The 25,412-nt window shown below is 60.1% G+C and carries 24 protein-coding genes; 11 read left to right on the top strand and 13 right to left on the bottom strand.

Annotated features, from left to right (window positions below):
• Positions 1–51: 51 nt before the first annotated feature.
• Positions 52–999, bottom strand: coding sequence for a choline ABC transporter substrate-binding protein (locus LOY56_RS24500; RefSeq protein ID WP_258617750.1), 948 nt, complete (start codon positions 997–999; stop codon positions 52–54).
• 437 nt (positions 1,000–1,436) lie between these two features.
• Between LOY56_RS24500 and LOY56_RS24495 the strand changes: the two genes are divergently transcribed.
• Together LOY56_RS24495 and LOY56_RS24490 are read left to right on the top strand one after the other, a co-directional pair.
• Positions 1,437–2,813 (top strand): L-serine ammonia-lyase, encoded by a 1,377-nt coding sequence (locus LOY56_RS24495; RefSeq protein ID WP_258617747.1) that lies wholly within the window; start codon positions 1,437–1,439, stop codon positions 2,811–2,813.
• Between the two features lie 602 nt (positions 2,814–3,415).
• Positions 3,416–4,519 carry a GlxA family transcriptional regulator gene (locus LOY56_RS24490; RefSeq protein ID WP_258617744.1) on the top strand — a complete coding sequence of 368 codons (1,104 nt, stop codon included), beginning with the start codon at positions 3,416–3,418 and terminating at the stop codon, positions 4,517–4,519.
• On the opposite strand, the gene aac(6') is transcribed toward LOY56_RS24490, so the two are convergent.
• The 7 genes from aac(6') to choX all read right to left on the bottom strand — a co-directional run bounded on the left by aac(6') (position 4,520) and on the right by choX (position 9,317).
• The gene (gene aac(6') / locus LOY56_RS24485; protein ID WP_258617743.1) at positions 4,520–4,966 is read right to left on the bottom strand and encodes an aminoglycoside 6'-N-acetyltransferase; all 447 of its coding nucleotides are present in this window, start codon (positions 4,964–4,966) and stop codon (positions 4,520–4,522) included.
• A 55-nt stretch (positions 4,967–5,021) separates the two neighbouring features.
• Entirely contained in the window at positions 5,022–5,282 is a 261-nt protein-coding gene (locus LOY56_RS24480; protein WP_258617741.1) for a hypothetical protein, read from the bottom strand.
• A 160-nt stretch (positions 5,283–5,442) separates the two neighbouring features.
• Complete coding sequence (locus tag LOY56_RS24475; RefSeq protein WP_258622932.1) at positions 5,443–5,655, bottom strand: hypothetical protein; 213 nt, start codon at positions 5,653–5,655, stop codon at positions 5,443–5,445.
• 13 nt (positions 5,656–5,668) lie between these two features.
• Positions 5,669–6,145, bottom strand: coding sequence for a thioesterase family protein (locus LOY56_RS24470; protein WP_218395245.1), 477 nt, complete (start codon positions 6,143–6,145; stop codon positions 5,669–5,671).
• 134 nt (positions 6,146–6,279) lie between these two features.
• Positions 6,280–7,245: an L-carnitine dehydrogenase gene (locus LOY56_RS24465; protein ID WP_258617740.1), complete on the bottom strand. Its 966-nt coding sequence runs from the start codon at positions 7,243–7,245 to the stop codon at positions 6,280–6,282.
• A 140-nt stretch (positions 7,246–7,385) separates the two neighbouring features.
• Entirely contained in the window at positions 7,386–8,273 is an 888-nt protein-coding gene (locus LOY56_RS24460; protein ID WP_258617739.1) for a 3-keto-5-aminohexanoate cleavage protein, read from the bottom strand.
• A 99-nt stretch (positions 8,274–8,372) separates the two neighbouring features.
• Positions 8,373–9,317: a choline ABC transporter substrate-binding protein gene (gene choX / locus LOY56_RS24455; protein WP_258617738.1), complete on the bottom strand. Its 945-nt coding sequence runs from the start codon at positions 9,315–9,317 to the stop codon at positions 8,373–8,375.
• 207 nt (positions 9,318–9,524) lie between these two features.
• Between choX and LOY56_RS24450 the strand changes: the two genes are divergently transcribed.
• Positions 9,525–10,469, top strand: a complete 945-nt coding sequence (locus tag LOY56_RS24450) for a GlxA family transcriptional regulator (RefSeq protein WP_258617735.1) — start codon at positions 9,525–9,527, stop codon at positions 10,467–10,469.
• A 40-nt stretch (positions 10,470–10,509) separates the two neighbouring features.
• Here LOY56_RS24450 and LOY56_RS24445 read toward each other — a convergent pair whose 3' ends face one another.
• The 4 genes from LOY56_RS24445 to LOY56_RS24430 all read right to left on the bottom strand — a co-directional run bounded on the left by LOY56_RS24445 (position 10,510) and on the right by LOY56_RS24430 (position 12,133).
• Positions 10,510–10,926 (bottom strand): DUF3010 family protein, encoded by a 417-nt coding sequence (locus tag LOY56_RS24445; RefSeq protein WP_258617734.1) that lies wholly within the window; start codon positions 10,924–10,926, stop codon positions 10,510–10,512.
• Between the two features lie 32 nt (positions 10,927–10,958).
• Positions 10,959–11,282 (bottom strand): helix-turn-helix domain-containing protein, encoded by a 324-nt coding sequence (locus LOY56_RS24440; protein ID WP_123719627.1) that lies wholly within the window; start codon positions 11,280–11,282, stop codon positions 10,959–10,961.
• Complete coding sequence (locus tag LOY56_RS24435; protein ID WP_258617730.1) at positions 11,266–11,520, bottom strand: type II toxin-antitoxin system RelE/ParE family toxin; 255 nt, start codon at positions 11,518–11,520, stop codon at positions 11,266–11,268. Before LOY56_RS24435 ends, LOY56_RS24440 begins: the two co-directional genes overlap by 17 nt.
• A gap of 211 nt (positions 11,521–11,731) precedes the next feature.
• Positions 11,732–12,133, bottom strand: coding sequence for a lysozyme inhibitor LprI family protein (locus tag LOY56_RS24430; protein WP_038981114.1), 402 nt, complete (start codon positions 12,131–12,133; stop codon positions 11,732–11,734).
• A 248-nt stretch (positions 12,134–12,381) separates the two neighbouring features.
• Between LOY56_RS24430 and LOY56_RS24425 the strand changes: the two genes are divergently transcribed.
• The 7 genes from LOY56_RS24425 to LOY56_RS24395 all read left to right on the top strand — a co-directional run bounded on the left by LOY56_RS24425 (position 12,382) and on the right by LOY56_RS24395 (position 20,758).
• Entirely contained in the window at positions 12,382–13,359 is a 978-nt protein-coding gene (locus LOY56_RS24425) for a dipeptidase (protein ID WP_007907542.1), read from the top strand.
• A 78-nt stretch (positions 13,360–13,437) separates the two neighbouring features.
• The gene (locus LOY56_RS24420) at positions 13,438–13,968 is read left to right on the top strand and encodes a DUF5943 domain-containing protein (protein WP_038981116.1); all 531 of its coding nucleotides are present in this window, start codon (positions 13,438–13,440) and stop codon (positions 13,966–13,968) included.
• A 15-nt stretch (positions 13,969–13,983) separates the two neighbouring features.
• Positions 13,984–16,044 carry a dimethylglycine demethylation protein DgcA gene (gene dgcA, locus LOY56_RS24415; RefSeq protein ID WP_095052597.1) on the top strand — a complete coding sequence of 687 codons (2,061 nt, stop codon included), beginning with the start codon at positions 13,984–13,986 and terminating at the stop codon, positions 16,042–16,044.
• A gap of 170 nt (positions 16,045–16,214) precedes the next feature.
• The gene (dgcB, locus tag LOY56_RS24410) at positions 16,215–18,164 is read left to right on the top strand and encodes a dimethylglycine demethylation protein DgcB (RefSeq protein ID WP_258617724.1); all 1,950 of its coding nucleotides are present in this window, start codon (positions 16,215–16,217) and stop codon (positions 18,162–18,164) included.
• On the top strand, positions 18,164–19,384 hold the full coding sequence (locus LOY56_RS24405; protein WP_258617720.1) for an electron transfer flavoprotein subunit alpha/FixB family protein: 1,221 nt from the start codon (positions 18,164–18,166) through the stop codon (positions 19,382–19,384). Before dgcB ends, LOY56_RS24405 begins: the two co-directional genes overlap by 1 nt.
• Before the next feature lie 15 nt (positions 19,385–19,399).
• A complete protein-coding gene (locus LOY56_RS24400; protein ID WP_030128552.1) occupies positions 19,400–20,170 on the top strand; it encodes an electron transfer flavoprotein subunit beta in 771 nt (256 codons plus the stop codon).
• 21 nt (positions 20,171–20,191) lie between these two features.
• Positions 20,192–20,758 carry a GNAT family N-acetyltransferase gene (locus LOY56_RS24395; RefSeq protein WP_258617716.1) on the top strand — a complete coding sequence of 189 codons (567 nt, stop codon included), beginning with the start codon at positions 20,192–20,194 and terminating at the stop codon, positions 20,756–20,758.
• A 330-nt stretch (positions 20,759–21,088) separates the two neighbouring features.
• Here the strand turns inward: LOY56_RS24395 and LOY56_RS24390 are convergent, their stop codons facing one another.
• Entirely contained in the window at positions 21,089–21,358 is a 270-nt protein-coding gene (locus tag LOY56_RS24390) for a hypothetical protein (RefSeq protein WP_258617715.1), read from the bottom strand.
• Positions 21,359–21,833: 475 nt separating this feature from the next.
• Between LOY56_RS24390 and LOY56_RS24385 the strand changes: the two genes are divergently transcribed.
• Positions 21,834–25,292: an alpha/beta fold hydrolase gene (locus tag LOY56_RS24385; protein ID WP_258617713.1), complete on the top strand. Its 3,459-nt coding sequence runs from the start codon at positions 21,834–21,836 to the stop codon at positions 25,290–25,292.
• The last annotated feature ends 120 nt before the right edge of the window (positions 25,293–25,412 follow it).

Raw genomic sequence — 25,412 nt, 5'->3', positions numbered from 1 at the left:
TGCAAGGAAATAAACAGCCCGGACGGCCGAAGCCGCCCGGCGTAAGCGATTTTACTGTGCGAGCTTGGCTTTCACGGCCTCCAGGCCAGGTTTACCGTCAATGGTGGTCACGCCAGCGAGCCAGGTATCGAGCACCTGTGGATTCTTTTTCAGCCAGGCCTTGGCGGCCGCGTCAGGCTTCATTTTGTCGTCCAGGACGTTGCCCATCAGCGTGCTTTCCATGTCGAGGGTAAAGACCAGGTTTTTCAGCAACTGACCGACGTTGCTGCATTCCTGTGCGTAACCCTTGCGGGTGTTGGTGTAGATGGTCGCCTGGCCGAAGTTCGGGCCGAAGTATTCGTCGCCACCGGTCAGGTACTTCATCTTGAATCGAGTGTTCATCGGGTGCGGTTCCCAGCCCAGGAACACCACGGCGGTGTTGCGGCGCTGGGCGCGATCGACTTGCGAGAGCATGCCTGCCTCGCTGGACTCGACCACCTTGAAGCCGGCTTCTTTCAGGCCGAAGGCGTTCTTGTCGATCATGCTCTGGATCAGGCGGTTGCCGTCGTTACCCGGTTCGATGCCATAGATCTTGCCGTCGAGTTCTTTCTTGAACTTGGCGATGTCGGCGAAATCTTTCAGACCTTTGTTATACAACTCTTCGGGGACGGCGAGTGTGTATTTTGCGTTTTCCAGATTAGCGCGCACCGTGTCCACGGTGCCGGCATCGCGGTAGGCCTTGATGTCGTTTTCCATGGTCGGCATCCAGTTACCGAGGAATACGTCCATGTTCTTGCCGTCGGCCAGCGACTTGTAGGTCACCGGCACGGAAATCATCGTGGTTTTGGTCTTGTAGCCCAAGGCATCGAGAACGACGCTGGTGGTGGCGGTGGTGACGGTAATGTCCGTCCAGCCGACATCGGAGAAGTTTACGGTGCTGCATTGGGCCGGTTCTGCGGCTTGAGCCAGAAACGGCAGACTCAGCATGGCGGCCAACAACAACGACGGGGAACCTTTCATAGGGGCGACTCCTTGGTGTTTTTTTTGGCAGTGTTCCGACTGGGACCACCGCACTTATCTGTTGCGGTTGGATGGCGTTTTGGAGACAGCTCTACCACGGCGCCGTGCAATCGAGTCGATACGATCATGTACCAGTGAAAATCTGACGCCTACAGGGTGCGTCGTAACCAGTACAGGGATGGTCGCATCCAGTGTCGGTGACGTCGTTTACAGCTTTTTTCAGCCCCGTTTGCCCCTCTGATCCGCAAAAAAACGGCGAAAACATTGCGTGAGAGACCTGCGGCGCTGGTGGGCATGAGTGCGTCGGTGTGAGACGTCGAACGGCATGGCAAAAGCCTGATGATGCGGCCATCTCGGCGGATTGCAGCTTCAGCGTAGCAGCTCCGTCACTGGGCGTTTTTGCGCCTGGAGCAGGCACATCCAGGAGTTCAGCAGTAATGGCTATCAGCGTTTTCGACCTGTTCAAAATCGGCATCGGCCCTTCCAGTTCACACACCGTGGGGCCTATGCGCGCCGCGGCGCTGTTCGTGCAAGACATGCGCGAGCGGGGACTTCTAGAGCAGGTGTGTCGCGTCGAAGTTCAGCTTTATGGATCGCTCTCGGCCACCGGCATCGGTCACGGCAGCGACAACGCGGTGATCATGGGCCTGATGGGCGAGTGGCCCGACGCGATCGATCCGTCGCAAATCGGCGTCCGTATAGAAGCCTTGTGTGAAACCCAAACGCTATTGCTCGACGGCCGCTTGTCGGTCCCGTTCATCTGGGCCCGGGACATGCGCCTGATCGACGAGAACCTGCCGTTCCATCCCAACGCCATGACCCTGGTTGCCGAAGGCGATCACGGCGAGCTGCATCGCGACACCTACTATTCCATCGGCGGCGGTTTTGTCGTCGATGAGGCACAGGCTTCCAGCGGCGTGGTGGATCTGGATCGCACTGTGTTGCCTTACGATTTCTCCAGTGCCGTCGAGCTGCTCAGTCTCTGCAAGCAGCACAACCTGCGCGTTGCAGAGCTGATGATGGCCAACGAGAAAGTCTGGCGCAGCGAAGAGGAAATTCGCGCTGGCCTGATGAGGCTTTGGCGCGCGATGCAAGATTGCGTGGAGCAAGGCCTCAAGCACGAAGGCATCCTGCCTGGCGGGCTCAATGTGCGTCGTCGCGCAGCCAAATTGCACCGTAGTCTGCAGGAGCTGAACAAGCCCAACGTAATCGGCTCGACCCTGAGCGCCATGGAGTGGGTGAACTTGTTCGCCCTAGCGGTCAACGAAGAAAACGCTGCCGGCGGGCGCATGGTTACGGCTCCGACCAATGGCGCGGCGGGGATCATTCCGGCGGTGTTGCATTACTTTATGAAATTCAGCGAGGCAGTGACCGACGCCAACGTGGTCGACTACTTCCTGAGTGCCGCGGCAGTAGGGATTCTGTGCAAGAAGAACGCCTCGATTTCCGGTGCCGAAGTCGGTTGCCAGGGTGAAGTCGGTTCGGCCTGCGCCATGGCGGCGGCCGGGTTGGCGGAGATTCTCGGTGCCACCCCGGAGCAGCTGTGCAACGCGGCGGAAATCGGTCTTGAGCATAACCTCGGCCTGACCTGCGATCCCGTGGGTGGGCTGGTGCAGGTGCCGTGCATCGAGCGCAATGCGATTGCCGCGGTGAAAGCGATCAACGCGGCGCAGATGGCGCTGCGCGGCGACGGTCAGCACTTTATCTCGCTGGACCGGGTGATCCGCACCATGCGTGATACCGGTGCCGACATGCACGACAAATATAAAGAGACATCGCGCGGTGGGTTGGCGGTTAGCGCGGTGGAGTGTTGAGACCGAATTGACCTGTGGCGAGGGGCTTTTGTGGCGAGGGGGGCTTGTCGGAACGCCGCATCGCCCCGTTCGGCTGCGCAGCAGTCGTAAAGATTTCAGGGCCGCTGCGCGACCCAACGGGGCGAGATGCGGCGTTTCGACAAGCCCCCTCGCCACAAAGACCTCATTTGGGCCAGACCAGTCAAAACTGCGCACCAAATGAGCACCCGATTCAAAACGCGCCACCTTTTAGCGCGTCGCAAACAGGCAAGTCTGTCTCCCCTGATCGGGGATCCAATTCAAGCCTGACCGTCCGTCATCCGTGCCTGCGGTGACACTCGTTCCCGGCACGTCGCAGCCCTGTTCCCACAAGTGCTACCGATTTGCTCACAGGCAACGGGGTAGCGGGTTTGCAGCCCTTGATGGCACTTATGACCTCTTATCTCTGCGCGCCATATCCAGACACATCGCGACGTCGTTTTCAGGAGTTATTGAACACGCATTCAATTTTAGGCATGGCAATTGCTCTGTCATTACAAAGCCCGTCTCCCACGCGAGAACGATGGCAATAAAAAGAGCCTCCGCCTGAGGCCATCACCCGCTTTGTGTGAGGAGATACCGCGATGACGACGTTCAACTCCGGGGCCCAACCCCAGAACCGTGCGCCCCAATCCATCGGCTTTTTGCTGCTGGACAACTTCACGCTGATTTCTCTGGCCTCAGCAGTAGAACCCCTGCGCATGGCCAACCAACTGTCCGGTCGCGAGCTGTATCGCTGGACCACACTCACCGTCGATGGCGGTCAGGTCTGGGCCAGTGATGGTCTGCAGATCACCCCCGACGCCGCGATGCACAAAGCGCCTCCCCTGGACACCGTGATTGTCTGCGGCGGTATCGGCATTCAGCGCACCGTGACTCGCGAACACGTATCGTGGCTGCAAAGTCAGGCGCGTCAGCATCGTCGTCTTGGGGCGGTTTGCACCGGCAGCTGGGCCCTGGCGTGCGCCGGTCTGCTGGACGGCTTCGATTGCAGCGTGCACTGGGAATGCCTGGCGTCGATGCAGGAAGCTTTCCCGCGGGTGGCAATGAGCACCCGGCTGTTCACCCTCGACCGTAACCGTTTCACCAGCTCCGGTGGCACCGCGCCGCTGGACATGATGCTGCACCTGATCAGCCGCGATCACGGCCGTGAACTGTCGGCCGCGATCTCGGAGATGTTCGTCTACGAGCGCATCCGCAATGAGCAGGATCACCAGCGCGTGCCGCTCAAGCACATGCTCGGCACCAACCAGCCGAAGCTGCAGGAAATCGTGGCGCTGATGGAAGCCAACCTCGAAGAGCCAATCGATCTCGACGAACTGGCGGTGTACGTCGCCGTGTCGCGTCGTCAGCTGGAGCGGCTGTTCCAGAAATACCTGCACTGCTCGCCGTCTCGTTACTACCTGAAACTGCGCCTGATCCGCGCTCGGCAATTGCTCAAGCAAACGCCGATGTCGATCATCGAAGTCGCGTCGGTGTGTGGTTTTGTGTCCACGCCGCACTTCTCCAAGTGCTACCGCGAATACTTCGGCATTCCGCCGCGTGACGAGCGCGTGGGTTCCAACACCACGCAACAAGTGGCGATGATGCCGCTGCCGCAGGCACTGGTGCTGTCGCCGCTGTCCGGGCCGCTGTCGGCGTTGAGTCAGGCGCGTAATGAATCGACGTTTGCCAGCGTTCGTCTCTAGTCATAGCGGGCGTTTGAAAAATACGACGCGCTCGGTTTCTTCGAAGCCGAGCGCCTTGTGCGTCTCCTGGCTCGGCAGGTTGTCGAGGCTTGTGTCGGAGGCCATCTCCACGCAGCCCTGTGCTCGTCCCCAGTGCGCCACCTGTTCGATCAGTCGTGCCGCCACTCCGTGCCGGCGCAGCGGCGGCACCACGTAGATACCCTCCAGATACACCACCGGCGAGCTGTCAGTGCCATTGACGTAGTCGTGGCGCAACGAGGCTTCGGCCAGACCGACGGGTTGCTCCTGGCGGTCGTAGGCAACAAAGTTGATATAGCGTTGCGGCTCGCGTAGCTGCTGGGCGATTTCGTCCCGATGCTCCTGTTCCGAAGCATCGGGCCAGAGCGCCTGGCGCAAAGGCAGCCAGCCCGCTTGCTCGTCGGACTGGCAGTGTTGGATACGGAACATCAGCGCTCGCTCGTGGTAGGCAGGAAGGCCGCTACTCTAGCAAACCCTCGACACCTCAGACGCGACTCTGCTGATACTCCGCCAATGCCGGCAGCAACTGCTTGTCGATGGCCGAACGCACGGCCGGCAGAATGGTCGCGCTGCTGGTGTACATCTGCTTGACCATTGTCCGCAGTGTCATCGCCCGCTCATCGTTCAATCCTCGCACCGCACACTCGCAAGCCTGTTCGGCTGTAGAGCCATTCGGCACTTGAAAACCCAACGATTTCAGCTGGCCCAACAGGTCTTCCTGGTCTATCAAATCGGCGTGCATCATGACGCAATCCTTCTTCAGGGAACGGTGGCGTGGTTCGATTCTGGTTGGGGCATGGAGTGGCGGCAAGGGCGATTTATCGCAATGGCCGCATTGGCTATGAACAGGTCGTTTTCGGCTAACTTGCCAGAGGGAAGAGGGGGCACACTGGACTCAGCTGGCTTCACGAAGGTTTGGTCACCCTCGCGCAACAGCTCCTCAACAGTACCCTCCTCAGCTCCGATCCTGTCACGGCTTGATCGGGGTTTTTTTTTGCCTGTGAATCAGTCATGAAAGTGTCACTGCACTTGAATGCGGTCCGCCAGGTATGCACGGCGGTCAACGCGCTGATCAACGGGTAGGTGCGGAAATCGGCAAAAGCGGCGGCAGTGTTCATGACGAGCTCCTTATTATTTTTCGGGCGGTAAGGCGATCACTCGGCCGATGAAGGCGGGTGCGGGCAGGTCGGCTTGCTCGGCAACAATGGCTTGCAGTTTGCTCAAGGTTTCTTCGCTGAACGGTGCGGATCGCGGCCCGGCGAGGTCGACGTGCAGCAGCATTTGTTCATTGCCCGCCAGCTCCTTGTCACCGCCCACCAGATGCAGGCTGTGGTAGAGGTGCAGGCGCTTGCGGTCATGGCCGATGATCTGGGTGTGCACTTCGACGTCGGCATCGAGCTTCACTTCGTGCAGGTAGTTAAGGTGCAGTTCGAGGGTGAACAGCGAATTGCCGCTGGCTTCGCGGTTATTGCTGTCCATGCCCAGTCGATCCATCAGCGCGTCGGTGGCGTAGCTGAAAATCAGCAGATAGAAGGCATCGCGCAGGTGGCCGTTGTAGTCGACCCAGTCGGGGATGATTTTGGTTTGGTAGGTGGTGAGGGTGGGCATCTTGCTCTCCAGAGATGATCGTTCCCACGCTCCGCGTGGTAATACAGCCCGGGACGCTCCGCGTCCCAAGAGCGGACGCAGAGCGTCCATTGAGGCATTCCCACGCAGAGCGTGGGAACGATCAGTGTTACGGGTTACTCGCTAAACGCCATCCCATGCTTCTCTTTGGTGGTTTTCACTGCCTCCAGCACCGCCAGCAAGCAATCATCACGATAGCGCTCCAGCGCCGAGATGCTGTGCTGGCCCAACTGCTCGCGGGTGCCGTCCACCACGTCATCGATCAATTTGTCGGTCAGCTCTGGTGCCGGCAGATACGTCCAAGGCAACTGCAACGCCGGCCCGAATTGCGCCATGAAGTGCCGCATGCCCGCATCGCCGCCCGCTAAGGTGTAAGTCAGAAAGGTGCCCATGAACGACCAGCGCAGGCCCGCGCCAAAGCGAATCGCATCGTCGATTTCGCCAGTGGTCGCCACGCCATCGTTAACCAGATGCAGCGCCTCACGCCACAACGCTTCAAGCAAACGGTCGGCGATAAACCCCGGCACTTCCTTGCGCACATGCAGCGGACGCATGCCTAAGGATTCGTAGACGTTCATTGCTGCTTGAACCGCTTCTGGCGCAGTGTTTTTGCCGCCGACCACTTCCACCAATGGCAGTAGGTAAACCGGGTTGAACGGGTGCCCGACCACGCAGCGTTCCGGGTGCGTCGAGCTCTCGTAAAACTCGCTCGGCAACAGCCCCGAAGTACTCGAACCGATCAAGGCATTGGGCTTGGCCGCCGCGCTGATTTTACTGTGCAGTTCCAGTTTCAGTTCCAGTCGTTCTGGTGCACTTTCCTGAATGAAATCCGCATCGCGAACGCATTCTTCAATAGTGGCGACAAAGCGCAGACGATCCTGCGACGCGCCGGGTGCCAAGCCTTGTTTCTCCAGTGCGCCCCAGGCATTGGCGACGCGTTTGCGCAAGGCCGCTTCGGCACCGGGCGCCGGGTCCCAGGCCACCACGTCGAGGCCGTGGGCGAGGACGCGAGCCACCCAGCCGCTGCCGATGACACCGCTGCCTAGCGCAGCGAAGGTTTTGATATCAGTGATAAAGCTCATGGCGGCATCCTAAAAAGGTTGGTTATCCCTGTAGGAGCGAGGCTTGCCCGCGAAGAGGCCGGTACATCCGATGGATCTCTTACGGCGGGAATACCGCCTTCGCGGGCAAGCCTCGCTCCTACAGGTATTGTGTGTGGGGGTTAACCGCGCTGGGTCAGGCCCATTTTTGCCCGGCCTTCAGCTGGGGTCAGAACGCGCGCGCCGAGGCGGCTGAGGATTTGCGAGGCGCGTTCGACCAGTTGGCCGTTGGTCGCCAATACGCCCTTGTCCAGCCACAGGTTGTCTTCCAGGCCGACCCGCACGTTGCCGCCGAGCAGCACCGCTTGCGCCGCCATGGGCATCTGCATGCGACCGATGCCGAACCCGGCCCAGACCGCGTCGGCGGGCAGGTTGTCGACCATGGCTTTCATGGTGGTGGTGTCGGCCGGCGCGCCCCACGGGATGCCCAGGCACAACTGGAACAACGGGTTATCGAGCAGGCCTTCCTTGATCATCTGCTTGGCAAACCACAAGTGGCCGGTGTCGAAGATTTCCAGCTCGGCCTTCACGCCCAGCTCTTGGATGCGTTTGGCGCCAGCACGTAGCTGCGCCGGGGTGGAGACGTAAATGGTGTCGCCGTCGCCGAAGTTCAGGGTGCCGCAATCCAGCGTGCAGATTTCCGGCAGCAGTTCTTCGACGTGGGCCAGACGGGTCAGCGGGCCGACCAGGTCGGTGTTCGGGCCGAACTCCAGCGGGTTCTCGCCCGCGCCGATTTCCAGGTCGCCGCCCATGCCGGCCGTAAGGTTGACGATGATGTCGACGTCGGCCTCGCGGATGCGCTCCATCACTTCGCGGTACAGCGCCACGTCACGGCTGAACTTGCCGGTTTCGGGGTCGCGAACGTGGCAATGGACCACGGTGGCGCCAGCCTTGGCGGCTTCCACGGCGGCCGCGGCGATTTGTTTCGGGGTGACCGGCACGTGTGGGCTTCTGGCGGTCGTGTCGCCAGCACCGGTGAGTGCGCAGGTGATGATGACGTCGTGGTTCATGAGGCGGTTCCTTACAGGCGTGATTTTTGGGTGTGGCTCAGGGCGTGACGGTTCCGTTCGCAGCCCGGTCGGGCTGCGAATCGGTGATTCATTTCAGGTCTATTTACTGGTCAGTTTCAGGTTTTCAGCCGCCGGTTTGCCGTCGAAGGTGGTCACGCCTTCGAGCCAGCGCTGCTTGTCTTGCGGGTGATCCTTGAGCCATTGCTTCGCCGATTCGAAGGCGTCTTTGTGATCGAGCAGCGGCTGCATCATCCGGCTCTCGTCTTCGGCGGTGTAGGTCAGGTTGCTCAATAAACGTCCAATGTTCGGGCATTGCTCGGCGTATTTCGGCGCGGTTACCGTCCATACGGTGGCCATGCCTTCGTTCGGGCCGAGGGCGTCTTCACTGCCAGTGAGGTAGGTCATTTGCACGTTGACGTTCATCGGGTGTGGCGCCCAGCCGAAGAACACCACGGCTTCCTTGCGCCGCACGGCACGATCCACCGTCGCAAGCATGCCGGCCTCGCTGGACTCGACCAGCTGGAACTTGCCCAGGCCAAACTGGTTCTTGGCGATCATCGCCTTAATCTGAGTGTTGGCGCCTGAGCCAGGCTCGATGCCATAAATTTTGCCGCCCAGTTCTTTCTCGAATTTGGCGATGTCGGCGAAGGTTTTCAGGCCTTTGTCGGCGAGGTAAGTCGGAACGGCGAGGGTGGCTCGGGCGTCTTTCAGGCTGGGTGCTTCAAGGACCTTGACCTGATTGGCCTCGACGAAGGGCGTAATGGTCTGGGTCATCAGCGGGTTCCAGTAACCGAGGAACAAGTCCAGGCGCTGGTCGCGAATCCCGGCGAAGATGATTTGCTGGGAGGCGCTGGTCTGTTTGGTGTTGTAGCCGAGGCCGTCGAGCAATACTTGGGTCATGGCGCTGGTGGCGATCACGTCGGTCCAGTTCACTACACCCATGCGCACGTTCTGGCACGACGCGGGTTCGGCCGCCATGACGCTGGCGCTCAAGAAAGCGGTACCGCTGAGTGCAAGAACGCAGCTGCTGATCAGTCGTTTCATGTCGGGTTCCTCGGCAGGTCGTTATTGTGGGTTCCGGCGTCTGATGCGCCGGTGATGCCAAGTTACGCAGCTGAGCCCCCGTAAAAACGCACTGCGGCGACCAGCTCTTGCACTGCAGCGACCTGCGCGCTTGAATGCCGCCGGCAAGTGGCGTATCAACGTCCACACGCTTCCCGCCCTTTCGCTACCTGCCATCGAGTGCGCTCCATGTCCCAGGATTTCTACTTCTTGTTGATGCCGGGTTTTTCGGCGATCGGTTTTATCTCAGCGATCGAGCCGCTGCGGGTCGCCAATCGCTTTCGCGGCGAGTTGTATCGCTGGCATGTGTTGAGCACCGATGGCGGGGCGGTGTTGGCCAGCAACGGCATGTCGGTCAACGCGGATGCGGCGCTGGAACCCCTGAAGAAAGGCGCGACGTTGCTGGTGGTCGCCGGTTTCGAGCCACTGAAATTCACCACCCCGGCGCTGGAGCACTGGCTACGTCGCTTGGACAACGAAGGCGTGACGCTCGGCGCTATCGATACTGGCAGCTTCGTCCTCGCCGAAGCTGGCCTGCTCGACGGCCACCGCCTGACCCTGCACTGGGAAGCCATCGATGCCTTCAAGGAGTCTTATCCACAGCTCAGCGTCACTCAGGAGCTGTTCGAGATCGACCGTCGTCGCATCACCTCCGCCGGCGGCACGGCCTCTATCGATTTGATGCTCGACCTCATCGGCCAGGCCCACGGCCCGGAACTGGCGATCCAGGTCAGCGAACAATTCGTACTCGGGCGCATCCGCCCGCGCAAAGACCACCAGCGCATGGAAGTCGCCACGCGGTATGGCATCAGCAACAAGAAATTGGTGCAGGTGATCGGGGAGATGGAACAGCACAGCGAACCGCCGCTGAGTACGCTGGCGCTGGCGGAATCGATCAAAGTGACCCGGCGTCAGCTGGAGCGCCTGTTTCGCCTGCATCTGAACGACACGCCGAGCAATTTCTACCTGCGGTTAAGGCTGGAGAAGGCGCGGCAGTTGCTGCGTCAGACGAACATGAGTGTGTTGGAGGTGAGTATCGCGTGTGGATTTGAATCGCCGTCGTATTTCACCCGCAGTTATCGGGCGAGATTTGAGCGGTGCCCGCGTGAAGACAGGCGTACCGCCAAGGCATGATCGTTCCCACGCAGAGCGTGGGAACGATCGGTGGAGGGCGTTACTTCTTAATCAGCGCTGAACACGCCGCTTTGTAAGCCTCATGCTGATACTTGTTCAGCGTATCCGGCAGCGCAAAATCGAACTTCTTGTTCTGCGCATTGATGGTCTGCGGCGACAGCAGCGTCACCTCGCAATTTTCCAGCAGCTGGAAAATCCCCTCGATCTTGAACGTAGTCGGCCCACCGGCGAACTCACCTTTCTTGCTGCGTTTCTTGATCGCGATCCGGTCGATGGAATTCTCGCGAACAAACGACGCCACCTGAGCGGCGAAGACTTTGACGTTGGCGGCTTCGTCGTCCTCGTCGAGGGCGATTTTCTTGGTGGCGAGGGCGACGTGACTGAGCGCCTGACCGTCGAGCGAGGCCACGGCGATGATCGCTTCACTGCCTTTGATTTCGATGCCGCAGATTTTCATTTCAATCCCTTTTCCTGATGCTGGCGTTCAGCTTACAACTCTAGTTGGTTGGCGGTGATGCCAAAAGCTGCGGCAATTTTTTCACGGGTTGCCTTGCGGGGCTTGGCGACCGTCTCTTGCTGGGCGAAAGCCGGTTGGGAAATGCCCATGCGCTTGGCAACTTCATCCTGCGTAAGGTTCAGGTGTTCGCGCCAGGCGCGAATGGGCGTCGCGCCATCGACGATGCGACTGACCACTTCGTGGGGAATCAGATCGGGCTCGATCTTCTGCGCCACATACTGCGCGTATGGAATGACCACGAACGCCGGTTTTCCCTCCGCGTCGTTGATGATTTGAATCTCAGTAGGTGCGTTCATCGCGTTTTTTGACCTCTTGAATAGTGACCACTTTGATCGCGCCATCCCAGTCGAACATGACCCGATAACTACCGACTCGCAGTCGATAGGCGTAGTCATGACCAACCAGTGCTTTGACGTTGCCTACATCAGGCATGCCAGCTAGCGCCGTGATGGCATCACGAACCTGGATCTGATGAACGGAATGCAATTTCAAGAGCTGCTTAACGGCCTTTCGAGTCCAGTGAATGCTGTTCATGGGAGAATATAAGTCTTTTATAAGATTTGCGAATCTTTACTTATATTTTTCAGGTGGCCAACAAACGAAATTTGTCGGGATATTGCTCGAAAAACCGCTTTAAACCTTTACTCAGCGGGAGTTGTAGGCTTGCTCAGTGAAGCCTGTGGGAAAGGTCTTTATTGAAGGTAAAAGCTGGTAGGGCTACCAGCTTTCGACGGACGATTCAGGATCACTCCTGCCCAATCGACTCCAAAAACTCCGACCGCTCGTCACTCATGCGCGCCACGCAATCGTTCTGCGCAATGGTGAACGCTTTGCTACCGCTGGTCGCCGGAAATGCGTCCACTGCGCAATCGGCGTCCCGGGTTTTCAGCCATTGCTGTTGCGCGGTTTTGATTTTGGCGGTGATGTCGGTCAGTTGCGCCTTGTTGTTGCCGTAAAGCGTTTGCATGCGCTCGGTCAGGCTCTGATAGTTGTCGCTCAGCAGCTGTTCGGCGGTGGTTCTGCTGTAGGCCGAGCATTCCAGGGTCTGGATTTCGTTTTCGACGGCGTCGCAGGGGTTGTCGTCGGCCTCTTCAGCTGCTTGTACGCCAGTCGCTATCAGTGCCAAAGCCAGGAAGATCGATTTCATTGCGCCGCCGCCCCTTAATCCAGTCATGCATTCAGTAAAACATCCAGTGATGCGGCGAATTCTGGCCCAAGCGGGCGGCGTTGGATAGGTAGGCAATGACGCCTGTTGACGACCCTTTGTCGCGGATTGACGCTTTCGGCAATTCCCCTGTCGTTTTTGCACCCGGCTGCCCCGGCCCTCAGGCATATGCTGGCCCCAAAGCGCCGGCACACGATTCGGCGCATGAATCGCTAATAGGGGACAGCCTGATGAGCCCAGCCGAATTGCACGCCGACAGCATCGTTATCGACGGGCTGATTATTGCCAAGTGGAACCGCGAGCTGTTTGAAGACATGCGCAAGGGCGGTCTGACCGCGGCCAACTGCACCGTGTCGGTGTGGGAGGGCTTCCAGGCCACTGTCAACAACATCGCCGCCAGCCAGAAGCTGATCCGCGAGAACAGCGACCTGGTGATTCCGGTGCGCACCACCGCCGATATCCGCAAGGCCAAGGAGCAGGGCAAGACCGGCATCCTCTTTGGCTTCCAGAATGCTCACGCGTTTGAAGACCAGATCGGCTATGTCGAGGTGTTCAAGCAGCTCGGCGTCGGTATCGTGCAGATGTGCTACAACACCCAAAATCTGGTCGGTACCGGTTGCTACGAGCGCGATGGCGGCCTGTCGGGTTTCGGTCGTGAAATCGTCGCCGAGATGAACCGTGTCGGCGTCATGTGCGACCTGTCCCACGTCGGCTCGAAAACCTCCGAAGAAGTCATCCTCGAATCCAAGAAGCCGGTCTGCTACTCCCACTGCCTGCCGTCGGGTCTGAAAGTGCACCCGCGCAACAAATCCGACGAAGAGTTGAAGTTCATCGCCGATCACGGCGGTTTCGTCGGTGTGACCATGTTCGCGCCGTTCCTGGCCAAGGGCATCGATTCGACCATCGACGACTACGCCGAAGCCATTGAATACACCATGAACATCGTCGGCGAAGACGCCATCGGCATCGGCACCGACTTCACCCAGGGCCATGGCCAGGACTTCTTCGAATACCTGACCCATGACAAGGGCTACGCCCGCCGTCTGACCAGCTTCGGCAAGATCATCAACCCGCTGGGCATCCGCACCGTGGGCGAGTTCCCGAACCTGACCGAGACCCTGCTCAAACGCGGCCATTCCGAGCGGGTGGTGCGCAAGATCATGGGCGAGAACTGGGTGAACGTCCTCAAAGACGTTTGGGGCGAATAAGCCACCGCACCTCTGAATCCTTTCCCTCGGCCGTCCGTGCCGGGGGCAACACAACGAATTTTCTGGAGTTAAGTTTCCATGGCCAAGATCGCCCCGCAATTGCCAATCGAAGTCGACAGCGAAACCGGTATCTGGACTTCCGACGCCCTGCCGATGCTGTACGTACCGCGTCACTTCTTCGTCAACAACCACATGGGAATCGAGGAAGTGCTGGGCGCCGAAGCCTACGCCGAAATCCTCTACAAGGCCGGCTACAAGTCCGCCTGGCACTGGTGTGAAAAAGAAGCTGAATGCCACGGCCTGGAAGGCGTTGCGGTGTTCGAGCACTACATGAAACGTCTGTCGCAACGCGGCTGGGGCCTGTTCAAGATTCAGGACATCGACCTCGACAAAGGCACCGCCAGCGTCAAGCTCGAACACTCCGCATTTGTCTACGTGTACGGCAAGGTCGGGCGCAAGGTCGACTACATGTTCACTGGCTGGTTCGCCGGCGCCATGGACCAGATCCTGGCCGCTCGCGGCAGCAAGATCCGTACAGTCGCCGAACAAGTCTACGGTGGCTCCGAAGAAGGCCACGACGACGGTTTGTTCACCGTCAAGCCGTTGTAAGTCGAGGACCCCGCCATGGCTTTCGAAGCAATGTTCCAGCCGATCCAGATCGGCAAACTGACCATCCGCAACCGCGTGCTCAGCACCGCGCACGCCGAGGTCTACGCCACCGACGGCGGCATGACCACCGACCGGTACGTCAAGTATTACGAAGAGAAAGCCAAGGGCGGGATCGGCCTGGCGATTTGCGGCGGTTCCTCCAGCGTGGCCATCGACAGCCCGCAAGGCTGGTGGAAGTCGGTCAACCTGGCCGACGACCGGATCATTCCGCACTTCCAGAACCTGGCCGACGCCATGCACAAGCATGGCGCCAAGATCATGATTCAGATTACCCACATGGGCCGTCGTTCGCGCTGGGATGGCGAGCATTGGCCAACCCTGCTGTCGCCGTCGGGCATCCGTGAGCCGGTGCACCGTGCGACCTGCAAAACCATCGAGCCGGAAGAAATCTGGCGGGTGATCGGCAACTACGCCAGCGCAGCCGCGCGGGCCAAGGCCGGTGGCCTGGACGGCGTCGAATTGTCTGCCGTGCACCAGCACATGATCGACCAGTTCTGGAGCCCGCGCGTCAACAAGCGTACCGACGAATGGGGCGGCAGCTTCGAAAACCGCATGCGTTTCGGCCTGGAAGTGATCAAGGCTGTGCGCAAGGAAGTCGGTCCGGATTTCTGCGTCGGCATCCGTCTGTGCGGTGACGAATTCCACCCGGATGGCTTGTCCCACGAGGACATGAAACAGATCGCCAAGTACTACGACGACACCGGCATGATCGACTTCATCGGCGTCGTGGGTTCGGGTTGCGACACCCACAACACCTTGGCCAACGTTATTCCGAACATGAGTTATCCACCGGAGCCATTCCTGCATTTGGCCGCCGGTATCAAAGAAGTGGTGAAGGCCCCTGTGCTGCACGCGCAGAACATCAAGGACCCCAACCAGGCGACCCGTATTCTGGAAGGCGGTTACGTCGACATGGTCGGCATGACGCGCGCTCACATCGCCGACCCGCACCTGATCGCCAAGATCAAAATGGGCCAGGTCGACCAGATCAAACAGTGTGTCGGCGCCAACTATTGCATCGACCGTCAGTACCAGGGCCTGGACGTCTTGTGCATCCAGAACGCCGCGACTTCCCGTGAATACATGGGCGTGCCGCACATCATCGAGAAATCGACCGGTGTGAAGCGCAAAGTTGTGGTGGTCGGTGCCGGTCCTGCCGGGATGGAAGCGGCTCGCGTGTCGGCCGAACGTGGCCACGATGTGACCCTGTTCGAGAAGAAAGAATTTATCGGCGGGCAGATCACTACCGCGTCGAAAGCTCCACAACGGGACCAGATCGCCGGTATCACTCGCTGGTTCCAGCTTGAGCTAGCGAGGTTGAAAGTCGACCTGCGCCTGGGCGTGGCGGCGGATGCGGCGACCATTCTCGACCTGCGTCCGGACGTGGTGGTACTCGCCGTCGGCGGCCATCCGTTCCTGGAGCAGAACGAACACTGGGGCGCGGCTGAAGGCTTGGTGGTCAGCAGCTGGGACATCCTCGATGGCAAGGTTGCGCCGGGCAAGAACGTGCTGGTCTACGACACCATTTGCGAGTTCACCGGGATGTCGGCGGCTGACTTCCTCGCCGACAAGGGCAGCCAGGTCGAGATCGTCACCGACGACATCAAACCGGGCGTGGCCATCGGCGGTACGTCGTTCCCGACTTACTACCGCAGCATGTACCCGAAAGAAGTGATCATGACCGGCGACATGATGCTGGAGAAGGTCTACCGCGAAGGCGACAAGCTGGTGGCGGTGCTGGAAAACGAATACACCGGCGCCAAAGAGGAGCGGGTGGTGGACCAGGTGGTCGTCGAGAACGGCGTGCGTCCGGACGAAGAAATCTACTACGCGCTGAAGGAAGGCTCGCGCAACAAAGGCCAGATGGACATCGAAGCCCTGTTCGCGATCAAGCCTCAGCCTTCGCTGAGCCAGGCGGGCGACGGCTACTTGCTGTTCCGCATCGGCGACTGCGTGGCCCAGCGCAACACCCACGCGGCGATCTACGACGCGTTGCGGTTGTGCAAGGATTTCTAAGAGCTTGTGGAAACCTTAGTGGGAGCGGGCTTGCTCGCGAATGCAATCTGTCAGCCGACATTGATGTCGACTGACCCACCGCTTTCGCGAGCAAGCCCGCTCCCACAGGAATCGAGCAAGGCATCCAGGTAGTTTGGCCTGCAAGACCCTGCGGTCTTTGGGAGCTCCACATGTTGAACACCCTTCTTCCAATCCTGTTGTTCGCTGCCCTGGGCCTGGCTGTCCTGGGCGCGTTGCGGCGGGTGGCTATGTGGCGTCAGGGCCGGGCTTCGAAAGTCGACCTGATCGGTGGCCTGTTCGCCATGCCCAAGCGTTACATGGTCGATTTGCACCACGTCGTCGCGCGGGACAAATACATCGCCAACACCCACGTCGCCACAGCTGGTGGTGCGGTGGCGTCCATTGTGCTGGCGATTCTGGTTCATGGCTTCGGCCTGCATAACCGCATCCTCGGTTATGCACTGTTGCTGATGTCGGCGGTGATGTTTGTTGGCGCGATCTTTATGTTTCTGCGCCGTCGCAACCCACCGGCCCGCTTGTCCAAAGGCCCGTGGATGCGCCTGCCGAAAAGCCTGATGGCGTTCTCGGCATCGTTCTTCCTGCTGACCCTGCCGGTTGCCGGTATCCTGCCGGAAAACTTCGGTGGTTGGGTGGTGGCTGCGATCCTCGGCGTCGGTGTGCTGTGGGGCGTTAGCGAACTGTTCTTCGGCATGACCTGGGGCGGGCCGATGAAGCACGCCTTCGCCGGTGCCTTGCACCTGGCCTGGCACCGTCGCGCCGAACGTTTTGGTGGCGGTCGTTCCACCGGTTTGAAGCCGCTGGATCTGAATGACCCGAATGCGCCACTGGGCGTGGAAAAACCCAAGGATTTCACCTGGAACCAACTGCTCGGCTTCGACGCCTGCGTGCAGTGCGGTAAATGCGAAGCCGCGTGCCCGGCGTTCGCCGCAGGCCAGCCGCTGAACCCGAAAAAACTGATTCAGGACATGGTCGTTGGTTTGGCTGGCGGTACTGACGCCAAATTCGCTGGCAGCCCCTATCCAGGCAAAGCCATCGGCGAACACGCCGGCAATCCGCATCAACCGATCGTCAACGGTCTGGTGGACGCTGAAACCCTGTGGTCCTGCACCACTTGCCGTGCCTGCGTCGAGGAGTGCCCGATGATGATCGAGCACGTCGACGCCATCGTCGACATGCGTCGCCATCTGACTCTGGAAAAAGGCGCGACCCCGAACAAGGGCGCCGAAGTTCTGGAAAACCTGATCGCCACCGATAACCCGGGCGGCTTCGCGCCAGGCGGGCGGATGAACTGGGCGGCGGATTTGAACCTGAACCTGCTCAGCGAGAAGAAATCCACCGACGTGCTGTTCTGGGTCGGCGACGGTGCTTTCGACATGCGCAACCAGCGCACCCTGCGCGCCTTCGTCAAAGTGCTGAAAGCGGCCAAGGTCGACTTCGCGGTGCTGGGTCTTGAAGAACGCGACAGCGGTGACGTGGCCCGACGCTTGGGCGACGAAGCGACCTTCCAGCTGTTGGCCAAACGCAACATCCAGACCCTGGCGAAATACAGCTTCAACCGCATCGTTACCTGCGACCCGCACAGCTTCCACGTGCTGAAAAACGAATATGGCGCCTTCGACGGCAACTACCTCGTGCAGCACCACAGCACCTACATGGCGGAAATCATTGGCGAAGGCGCTCTGAACCTCGGCCAGCACAAAGGCAGCAGCGTGACCTATCACGACCCGTGCTACCTCGGTCGCTACAACGGCGAATACGAGGCACCGCGTGAAGTGCTGCGCGCCCTGGGCATCGAGATCAAGGAAATGCAACGCTCCGGTTTCCGCTCACGCTGCTGCGGCGGCGGTGGCGGAGCGCCGATCACTGACATTCCGGGCAAGCAACGGATCCCCGACATGCGCATGGAAGACATCCGCGAAACCGGCGCCGAACTGGTGGCCGTGGGTTGTCCACAGTGCACTGCGATGCTCGAAGGCGTGGTCGAACCGCGTCCGATGATCAAGGACATCGCCGAACTGGTAGCCGATGCGTTGCTCGAAGACGCAACGCCGGGAAAGCCTTCGGCACCGGCCAAACGTGAACCTGCGGAGGTGCATTGATGAGCGACATTATCCGCCGCGACCCACGCGCCGAATGGATCGCCCGCAACCGTCTGCACCCGCTGCACGCGGCCATGCAACCGGCGCAACACAGCTGGATGGGGCCTAACGGTCTTATCCGCAAGAATCCTCACGGGATCGGTTTTATCGGCCCCAATGGCATTAAACGGATTGACCGCAGCGGCGCTCAGCAGGGCGGGGCGACCAAACGCTCGGCCGCGGTTGAAGTGCAATTGCCGCTGCATCAAGTGGCCGCACCTGCGTTCTACATCAGCGTGGTGCCGGACATGGTCGGCGGCCGCTTGAGCAGCCACGACCGTGACTTGCTCGGCCTGGCTCATCAGTTGGCCGGCAAGGACGGCGCGGTATTGGCCGTGGTCTTCGGTGAGCACAAGGAAAACGCCTTCGCCACCGCTGGCGTTGATCGTTTGTTGGTACTGGAAGGCGACGAATTCAGCGGTTATGCACCGGAACAACGCGTCCAGGGTCTGCGGGCTGTGGATAACCAGTTCAGCCCACGTCACTGGTTGCTGCCGGACAGCCGCAGCGGTGGTGGCGAACTGGGTCGACGCTTTGCCGCTGCATTGGGCGAACGCCCGGCCACTCGGGTCTGGCAGGTCAAGGATCAGGAGTGCATCGGCCGCGCAGGTGCTGGTTTGCAGGATCTTGCACGTCCGGTCGCCCGCTTGATTCTGGCTGCTGCCGAATGCGCCGAACCGGTCAACGAAACCCGTCATGAGGCCTTGCCGGTGGAGTTATCCACAGCGGTCGCACGCAGCCTGTCGCGGATCGAAGATCTGGGCGCGGTGGCGGTGGACCCGGCAGCGATTCCGATGGCCGAAGCGGAGTTCATTTTCTCCGGCGGCAACGGGGTCAAGGACTGGGGACTTTTCCACAGGACGGCCGAGGCGTTGGGCGCGACCGAAGGCGCATCGCGAGTGGCGGTGGACGACGGCTTCATGGCCCGCGACCGTCAGGTCGGTGCGTCCGGCACTTGGGTTACGGCACGGGTTTACGTGGCGGTGGGCATTTCCGGGGCGATCCAGCACCTGCAAGGCATCGGTGCCTGCGACAAGGTGGTGGCGATCAACCTCGATCCGGGTTGCGACATGATCAAACGGGCCGACCTGTCGGTGATCGGTGAGAGCGCCGAGATTCTTCAAGCCTTGATCGATGCGGTAGAGGCTTACCGCAATGAAGCCAAGCGCGATGCGGCTTAAGGAAAGGAAAGGGTTATGAGCACGAAAATCATCAGCCTGGTGTCCATCGGCGCCCACCCGACCTCCGGCCGGCCACGCCGCGCCGAGCAGGATGCGCGAGCGGTTGAACTGGGTTTGCAACTGGCTGGGGATAACCTGCAAGTACTGCATGCCGGCGACGTCGCGGAACCGGCACTGCGCGCTTATCTGGGCATGGGCCTGGAACAATTGCATGTGCTGGAGCAACCGGAAGGTGCCGACGCGCTGCCGGCGTTGACCGCGTATTTGCGCGATGCCGGGGCGCAAGTGGTGCTGACCGGCAGTCAGGCGGAAACCGGTGAAGGCTCGGGCATGTTGCCGTTCCTGTTGGCGGAAAGCCTTGGCTGGCCGCTGGTGGTGGGGTTGGCGCAGGTCGAATCCATCGACGGTGGTTCGGCGCTGGTGCTGCAGGCGTTGCCGCGCGGGCAGCGTCGCCGCTTGAAAGTACGCTTGCCGTTTCTGGCGACTGTGGATAACGCGGCGCCCAAGCCTCGGCAGAGCGCTTACGGCCCGGCCCGGCGCGGCGTGTTGCAGGCGGATGAAGTCGAAGTGATTGACGATGAACTGCTGGCGGTGGCCACGCTGCAACCGGCCAAGCCACGGCCTAAACGCTTGAAAGTGATCAAGGCCAAGAGCGGTGCAGACCGCATGAAGGCCGCGACGGCCAAGGCGAGTGGCGGAGGCGGGCAGGTACTCAAGGGCGTCACCGCGCAGGCGGGCGCCGAAGCCATTCTCAAGTTACTGATTGAAGAAGGTGTGGTTCGCTAACGGTCCTGTGGAGCCCGGTAAATGGCAGTTGAGTTTCGTTCGGCCCTGCGCGCGGATGCGCGGGAGATTGCTCGCTTGTTTCAGATTTCATCAGAAGGTGCGGCGGATTACATCTGGAGCCAACTGGCGCAGCCTGGCCAGGACCTGCTGGAGGTCGGTGCCAGTCGTTACGCACGTGAAGACGTTGATTTCTCCTATCAGAACTGCCTGATCGCGCAGGCCGAGGGAAAGGTCATCGGCATGCTGCACAGCTACGCGATGCGCCACGATCCGCAGGCCGCTCTCGTGACCGATCCGGTCCTGGCGCCGTATGCCACGATGGAGATCCCCGACACCCTTTATATTTCGAGCCTGGCCCTGCATGAGGGCTGGCGCAATCAGGGGTTGGGCAAACAATTTCTCGCCTATGCCTACGACCGTGCCAACCAGTTGGGACTCAACGGCTTGAGCCTGATCGACTATGCGGCGAACACCGGCGCCCGGCGGTTTTATGAGCGCCATGGCTTCCGGATCGTCGATACCTGCCAGATCACGCCCCACCCAATGATTCGGGTTACGGGGGAAGCCTATTTGATGTATCGGCCTTAAGGCCTGAACCCAATCCGTGTGGGCGATCCCCACGGGTTCGATGTCGATCACAGATTGTATGGGCACCAACAATCCACGGTGGTTACCCACAATCCCTGTTAGTGCTTCTGTGGATAACATGTTCGCCCCTCGCTACACCCCATGCCCATCAAGCCCTCCAGCCTTCCGTACAAAAAACAACCAACCTACGCCACGGTTTTTTCGAGCTTTTTCTACAGAACAACTTCGCTCATAAGCCGATACTTGCCCCCAATCTCTGTTGGCGCTTCTGTGGATAAGATGTTCGCTGTCCGCTACAGGCTATATAAACCGTGGCTTTCAGTGGGTTGGTTAAATAATGTTCAATTCATCCTTTTCCCTCACTAATCCTTCCGCAAACCCTGAATTCTCACGACGTTCAGCGGTTTTCCACAGAGCCTGCAAAGTTGCCCCCAAAGTCTGTTGGCGCTTCTGTGGATAAGGTGTTCGCCATCCTCTACACCTCATATAAACCGTGGCTTGCAGGCTTCTGATCAAAAAACGATCAATGCTTGGGTAAAACCCTGCTTCTGGATAAGTCACGGTTTTTCTTGGTTTTTTGTGAATAAATTTGTTCGTCATCCACAGTTGTCCCCATTAGCTGTGGGTGGATATGTGGATAACTTGTTCGCTAAACCCTGCAAGCCACGGCCTCTATAGGCCGCAACGCGATAGATCAGATTTCATACAGGTCTAAGGCGCTTCCTTGACTTCGATCTGTCGCCTGTCTTCACTCTCAGGGCACAAGGACAGCCGTCACTTATCCACATCTGGTTCAGGGAGAACGCGTGATGGATAGCCAGCTACATCGCTCGCCGCCACATTCGCATCCCAGCCCCTGCATAACCTGTGTACCGACACCCGCCACCTTGCTGCGTAAACGGATTCACCGTCGCGCCGCCAATCAGCGCGCTCGCCTATAGCGCCTGAGCCCCCTTTCCCCATGCCATAACGCCGTTGCCATTGAGGCCCGACCGTGCCTGGTGACCAGGCGTTCGTTCGTCGATCGATTGCAGGCAACCACAGAGTTGCCCATCTGCCTGAGAGGAAATGACCCATGACACGGATCGCCACGCCCATCAGCGACATCAAGGAACATTACGACGTGATCGTCATCGGCTCCGGCTACGGCGGCGGGATCGCGGCGTCGCGCCTGTCCCGGGCCGGCAAGCGGGTGTGCCTGCTGGAGCGAGGCCGGGAAATCCAGCCCGGCGAATACCCCAATACGATGCTGGCGGCCACTGAAGAGCTGCAAGTCCATGACCCAGACGGGCACATCGGTTCGCGCACCGGGCTGTTCGACTTGCACGTCAATGCCCAGCAGAACGTGGTGGTCGGTTGCGGCCTGGGCGGCACGTCGCTGATCAATGCCAACGTCGCACTGGAGCCGGAGCCCGGCGTGTTCGACGACCCGCGCTGGCCGCTGGCGGTGCGTGAACACCGCGACACGCTGCTCAAGGACGGTTATGCCCGGGCTCGGGAGATGCTCAAACCCAATCCGTATCCGAACACCGCGCCGAACCTGCCCAAGCTGGACGCCAACAAAAAGTCCGCGGACTACCTCAAGCAAGGTGCACATTTCTACAAGCCGCCGATCAACGTGACCTTCGACAAACTGCCGAACAACCTCAACCACGTCGGTGTCGAGCAGTTACCGTGCAACCACTGCGGCGATTGCGTGTCGGGCTGTAACAACAAGGCCAAGAACACCACGCTGATGAATTACCTGCCGGATGCCTGGAACCACGGCGCGGAAATTTTCTGCCAGGCCGAAGTGCGGCATCTGGAGCGCGACGCCGATGGCGACGGCTGGATCGTGCATTTCCAGTATCTGGACAGCGGCCGCGAGAAGTTCTCGGCGCCGACGCTGTTCGTCAAGGCTGACGTCGTCGTGGTGTCGGCGGGGACCTTGGGCTCCACCGAAATCCTCCTGCGTTCTCGGGACAAAGGTCTGGCGACGTCCGATCAGCTCGGCGAGAACATGAGCGGCAACGGCGACATTCTCGGTTTCGGCCACAACTGCGACCAAGCGATCAACGGCATCGGTTTCGGCGCGCACCCGGCCAATGAAATGAAACCGGTCGGCCCGTGCATCACCTCGATCATCGACATGCGCACCGAAGGCGACTGGCGCAGCCGCATGGTGATCGAAGAAGGCTCGATCCCTGGTGCCCTCGGCCGGCCCATGGTGCCGAGCATGGCCGCGTTCGCCGGGTTGATTGGCAAGCCCACCGATGACAGTTTCAGCGGCAAGCTCAAGTACGCGGCGCGCGAATCCGAAAGCTTCCTGCGCGGCCCCTATCACGGCGCCCTGCATAACATGCAGACCTACCTGATCATGAGTCACGATGACGGCAAAGGTCGCATGGTGCTCGACAGCAAGGATCAGCTGCGCATCGACTGGCCGGGCGTTGGCGAGCAGGAAAACGTCAAACTCGGTAACGAGCGACTGCACCAGAGCACCAAGGCATTAGGTGGGATCTGGGTCGAGAACCCGATCTGGACCGAGCTGCTCAAACACAGCATCGTTTCCGTCCACCCGTTGGGCGGCTGCGTGATGGGCGAGGACGCGGAGCAGGGCGTGGTCAATCACAAGGGCCAGGTGTTCAGCGGCGCCAGTGGCACTAATGTCTATGCCGGGTTGTACGTGACGGACGGCGCGGTGATTCCGACCTCCCTGGCGGTTAATCCGCTGCTGACCATCTCCGCCGTAAGCGAGCGCAACATGGGCCTGCTGGCGGCCGATCGCGGTTGGCACATCGACTACACGCTACCCTCGGCGCCGCGCAAGCAGGTGGCGCCGCCGACCCTCGGCGTGCAGTTCACCGAAACCATGAAGGGCTATTTCTCCAAGGACTTCACCCAGCCTCAAGGCACCGATCTCAAACTCTACGAGGCGGCGGCCAAACGCGGCGAGTCGGAGAACTCGCCGATCGAGTTCACTCTGACCATCACCGCCAACGACCTCAACCGCATGATCAAGGAGCCGCAACACGCCGCGACGCTGGTCGGCACGCTCAATGCGCCGGGCCTGTCGCGGGAACCGCTGACCGCCAGCAATGGCGTGTTCAACCTGTTCGAGGAATATCAGGAACAGGTCGGCGTGCGGCACATGAAATACGACATGAAACTGACTGCCGAGGACGGCAGCGATTATTACTTCAGCGCGTTCAAGACCGTGCCCGAAGACAACGGTGTGCTGAACGTCTGGCACGACACCAGCACTCTTTACGTAACGCTGTATCGCGGGTCGGACAAGACCGGTGAGGTGATGGGTTCGGGTGTGATGCACATCCATCCAGCCGATTTCGCCAAGCAGATGACCACCATGAAGGTGCTCAATGCGCGCAACGAACGCGAGCGTATCGATGGGCTGGCACGCTTTGGCAAGTTCTTCGCCGGCATCTTGTGGGAGAGTTACGGCGGGGTGTTCGCCGGGGACATCTACTTCAACCCTGATGCACCGCCCCGGCAGAAACGCCCGCTGGATGCGCCGACCCCGAGTGTGCAGTTCTTCCAGACCGAAGACAGCGTTCAGCTACGCCTGACCCGGTATCAGGGCGGCAGCAAAGGGCCGGTGATGCTGGTGCATGGTTTGGGGGTAGGCTCGAATATTTTCTCCACCGACACCATCCAGACCAACCTGCTGGAGTACCTGTGCAAGCACGAATACGACGTCTGGCTGCTGGATTTGCGGGTGAGCATTCTGCTGCCGGCTAGCAAGCACGAATGGAACGGCGACCAGGTTGCGCAGTACGACTTCAAGGCTGCCATCGCGCAGATCCAGCAGGCAACCAAGGCCGCGGACGTGCAATGCGTGGTGCATTGCTACGGCGCGACGACCTTCTTCATGTCGCTGCTGGCCGGGTTGCAGGGCGTGCGTTCGGTGGTGTGTTCGCAGATCGCCGCGGATACGGTGGTCGCCACGGCAACGGGGCTCAAGGCCGGTCTGCACCTTCCGGGAATGCTCGACGCCATCGGCATCAAATCCCTCACCGCCTACGCCGACAACAAGGAGAGCTGGTTCAACAAGCTCTACGACAAGGCCCTCAACATCTACGCACGCATCGAGGCTCAGGGCTACTGCACCAACCCGGTGTGCCATCGCATCACCTTCATGTACGCGTCGCTGTACCGCCACGACACGCTCAACGAGACCCTGCACGACAACCTGCACGAGCTGTTCGGCGAATCGAACATGCAGACCTTCGAACACTTGGCGCTGATCCTGCGCAAAGGCCATCTGGTGGACTTCAAGGGCCAGGACGTCTACATGCCGCACTTCGACCGGCTGACCATGCCGATCTGCTTCATCAGCGGCGAAGACAACCAGTGCTACCTGCCGGAAAGCACGCTCAAGACTTATGAGCGCGTATGCAAAGCCCATGGACCGGAGCGCTACAGCCGCCATGTGGTGCCGGGTTACGGGCATATCGACTGCATGTTCGGCAAGAATGCGGTGCTCGATGTGTACCCGATCATCCTGCAACACCTGGAGAAAACGGCCCTCGGCTAGGTGATCGTTCCCACGCTCCGCGTGGGAATGCCGCCATGGGAATGGCTGTACGGCACGCAGTTGTCGGAACTCGATAAGCGGGCGCTCATCGAGTTCATGAAAACCCTGTGATTCCACTGC

It is taken from the genome of Pseudomonas sp. B21-048, from assembly GCF_024748615.1.
GTDB lineage: Bacteria > Pseudomonadota > Gammaproteobacteria > Pseudomonadales > Pseudomonadaceae > Aquipseudomonas.
Note: the sequence above shows the minus strand (reverse complement) of the source record. Positions and strands in the feature narration are given on the sequence as shown.

Coding starts and splice junctions, on each gene's coding strand:
- LOY56_RS24500 (WP_258617750.1), bottom strand. CDS start 999: ATGAAAGGTTCCCCGTCGTTGTTGTTGGCCGCCATGCTGAGTCTGCCG.
- LOY56_RS24495 (WP_258617747.1), top strand. CDS start 1,437: ATGGCTATCAGCGTTTTCGACCTGTTCAAAATCGGCATCGGCCCTTCC.
- LOY56_RS24490 (WP_258617744.1), top strand. CDS start 3,416: ATGACGACGTTCAACTCCGGGGCCCAACCCCAGAACCGTGCGCCCCAA.
- LOY56_RS24480 (WP_258617741.1), bottom strand. CDS start 5,282: ATGATGCACGCCGATTTGATAGACCAGGAAGACCTGTTGGGCCAGCTG.
- LOY56_RS24475 (WP_258622932.1), bottom strand. CDS start 5,655: ATGAACACTGCCGCCGCTTTTGCCGATTTCCGCACCTACCCGTTGATC.
- LOY56_RS24470 (WP_218395245.1), bottom strand. CDS start 6,145: ATGCCCACCCTCACCACCTACCAAACCAAAATCATCCCCGACTGGGTC.
- LOY56_RS24465 (WP_258617740.1), bottom strand. CDS start 7,245: ATGAGCTTTATCACTGATATCAAAACCTTCGCTGCGCTAGGCAGCGGT.
- LOY56_RS24460 (WP_258617739.1), bottom strand. CDS start 8,273: ATGAACCACGACGTCATCATCACCTGCGCACTCACCGGTGCTGGCGAC.
- choX (WP_258617738.1), bottom strand. CDS start 9,317: ATGAAACGACTGATCAGCAGCTGCGTTCTTGCACTCAGCGGTACCGCT.
- LOY56_RS24450 (WP_258617735.1), top strand. CDS start 9,525: ATGTCCCAGGATTTCTACTTCTTGTTGATGCCGGGTTTTTCGGCGATC.
- LOY56_RS24445 (WP_258617734.1), bottom strand. CDS start 10,926: ATGAAAATCTGCGGCATCGAAATCAAAGGCAGTGAAGCGATCATCGCC.
- LOY56_RS24440 (WP_123719627.1), bottom strand. CDS start 11,282: ATGAACGCACCTACTGAGATTCAAATCATCAACGACGCGGAGGGAAAA.
- LOY56_RS24435 (WP_258617730.1), bottom strand. CDS start 11,520: ATGAACAGCATTCACTGGACTCGAAAGGCCGTTAAGCAGCTCTTGAAA.
- LOY56_RS24430 (WP_038981114.1), bottom strand. CDS start 12,133: ATGAAATCGATCTTCCTGGCTTTGGCACTGATAGCGACTGGCGTACAA.
- LOY56_RS24425 (WP_007907542.1), top strand. CDS start 12,382: ATGAGCCCAGCCGAATTGCACGCCGACAGCATCGTTATCGACGGGCTG.
- LOY56_RS24420 (WP_038981116.1), top strand. CDS start 13,438: ATGGCCAAGATCGCCCCGCAATTGCCAATCGAAGTCGACAGCGAAACC.
- dgcA (WP_095052597.1), top strand. CDS start 13,984: ATGGCTTTCGAAGCAATGTTCCAGCCGATCCAGATCGGCAAACTGACC.
- dgcB (WP_258617724.1), top strand. CDS start 16,215: ATGTTGAACACCCTTCTTCCAATCCTGTTGTTCGCTGCCCTGGGCCTG.
- LOY56_RS24405 (WP_258617720.1), top strand. CDS start 18,164: ATGAGCGACATTATCCGCCGCGACCCACGCGCCGAATGGATCGCCCGC.
- LOY56_RS24400 (WP_030128552.1), top strand. CDS start 19,400: ATGAGCACGAAAATCATCAGCCTGGTGTCCATCGGCGCCCACCCGACC.
- LOY56_RS24395 (WP_258617716.1), top strand. CDS start 20,192: ATGGCAGTTGAGTTTCGTTCGGCCCTGCGCGCGGATGCGCGGGAGATT.
- LOY56_RS24390 (WP_258617715.1), bottom strand. CDS start 21,358: ATGACGAACAAATTTATTCACAAAAAACCAAGAAAAACCGTGACTTAT.
- LOY56_RS24385 (WP_258617713.1), top strand. CDS start 21,834: ATGACACGGATCGCCACGCCCATCAGCGACATCAAGGAACATTACGAC.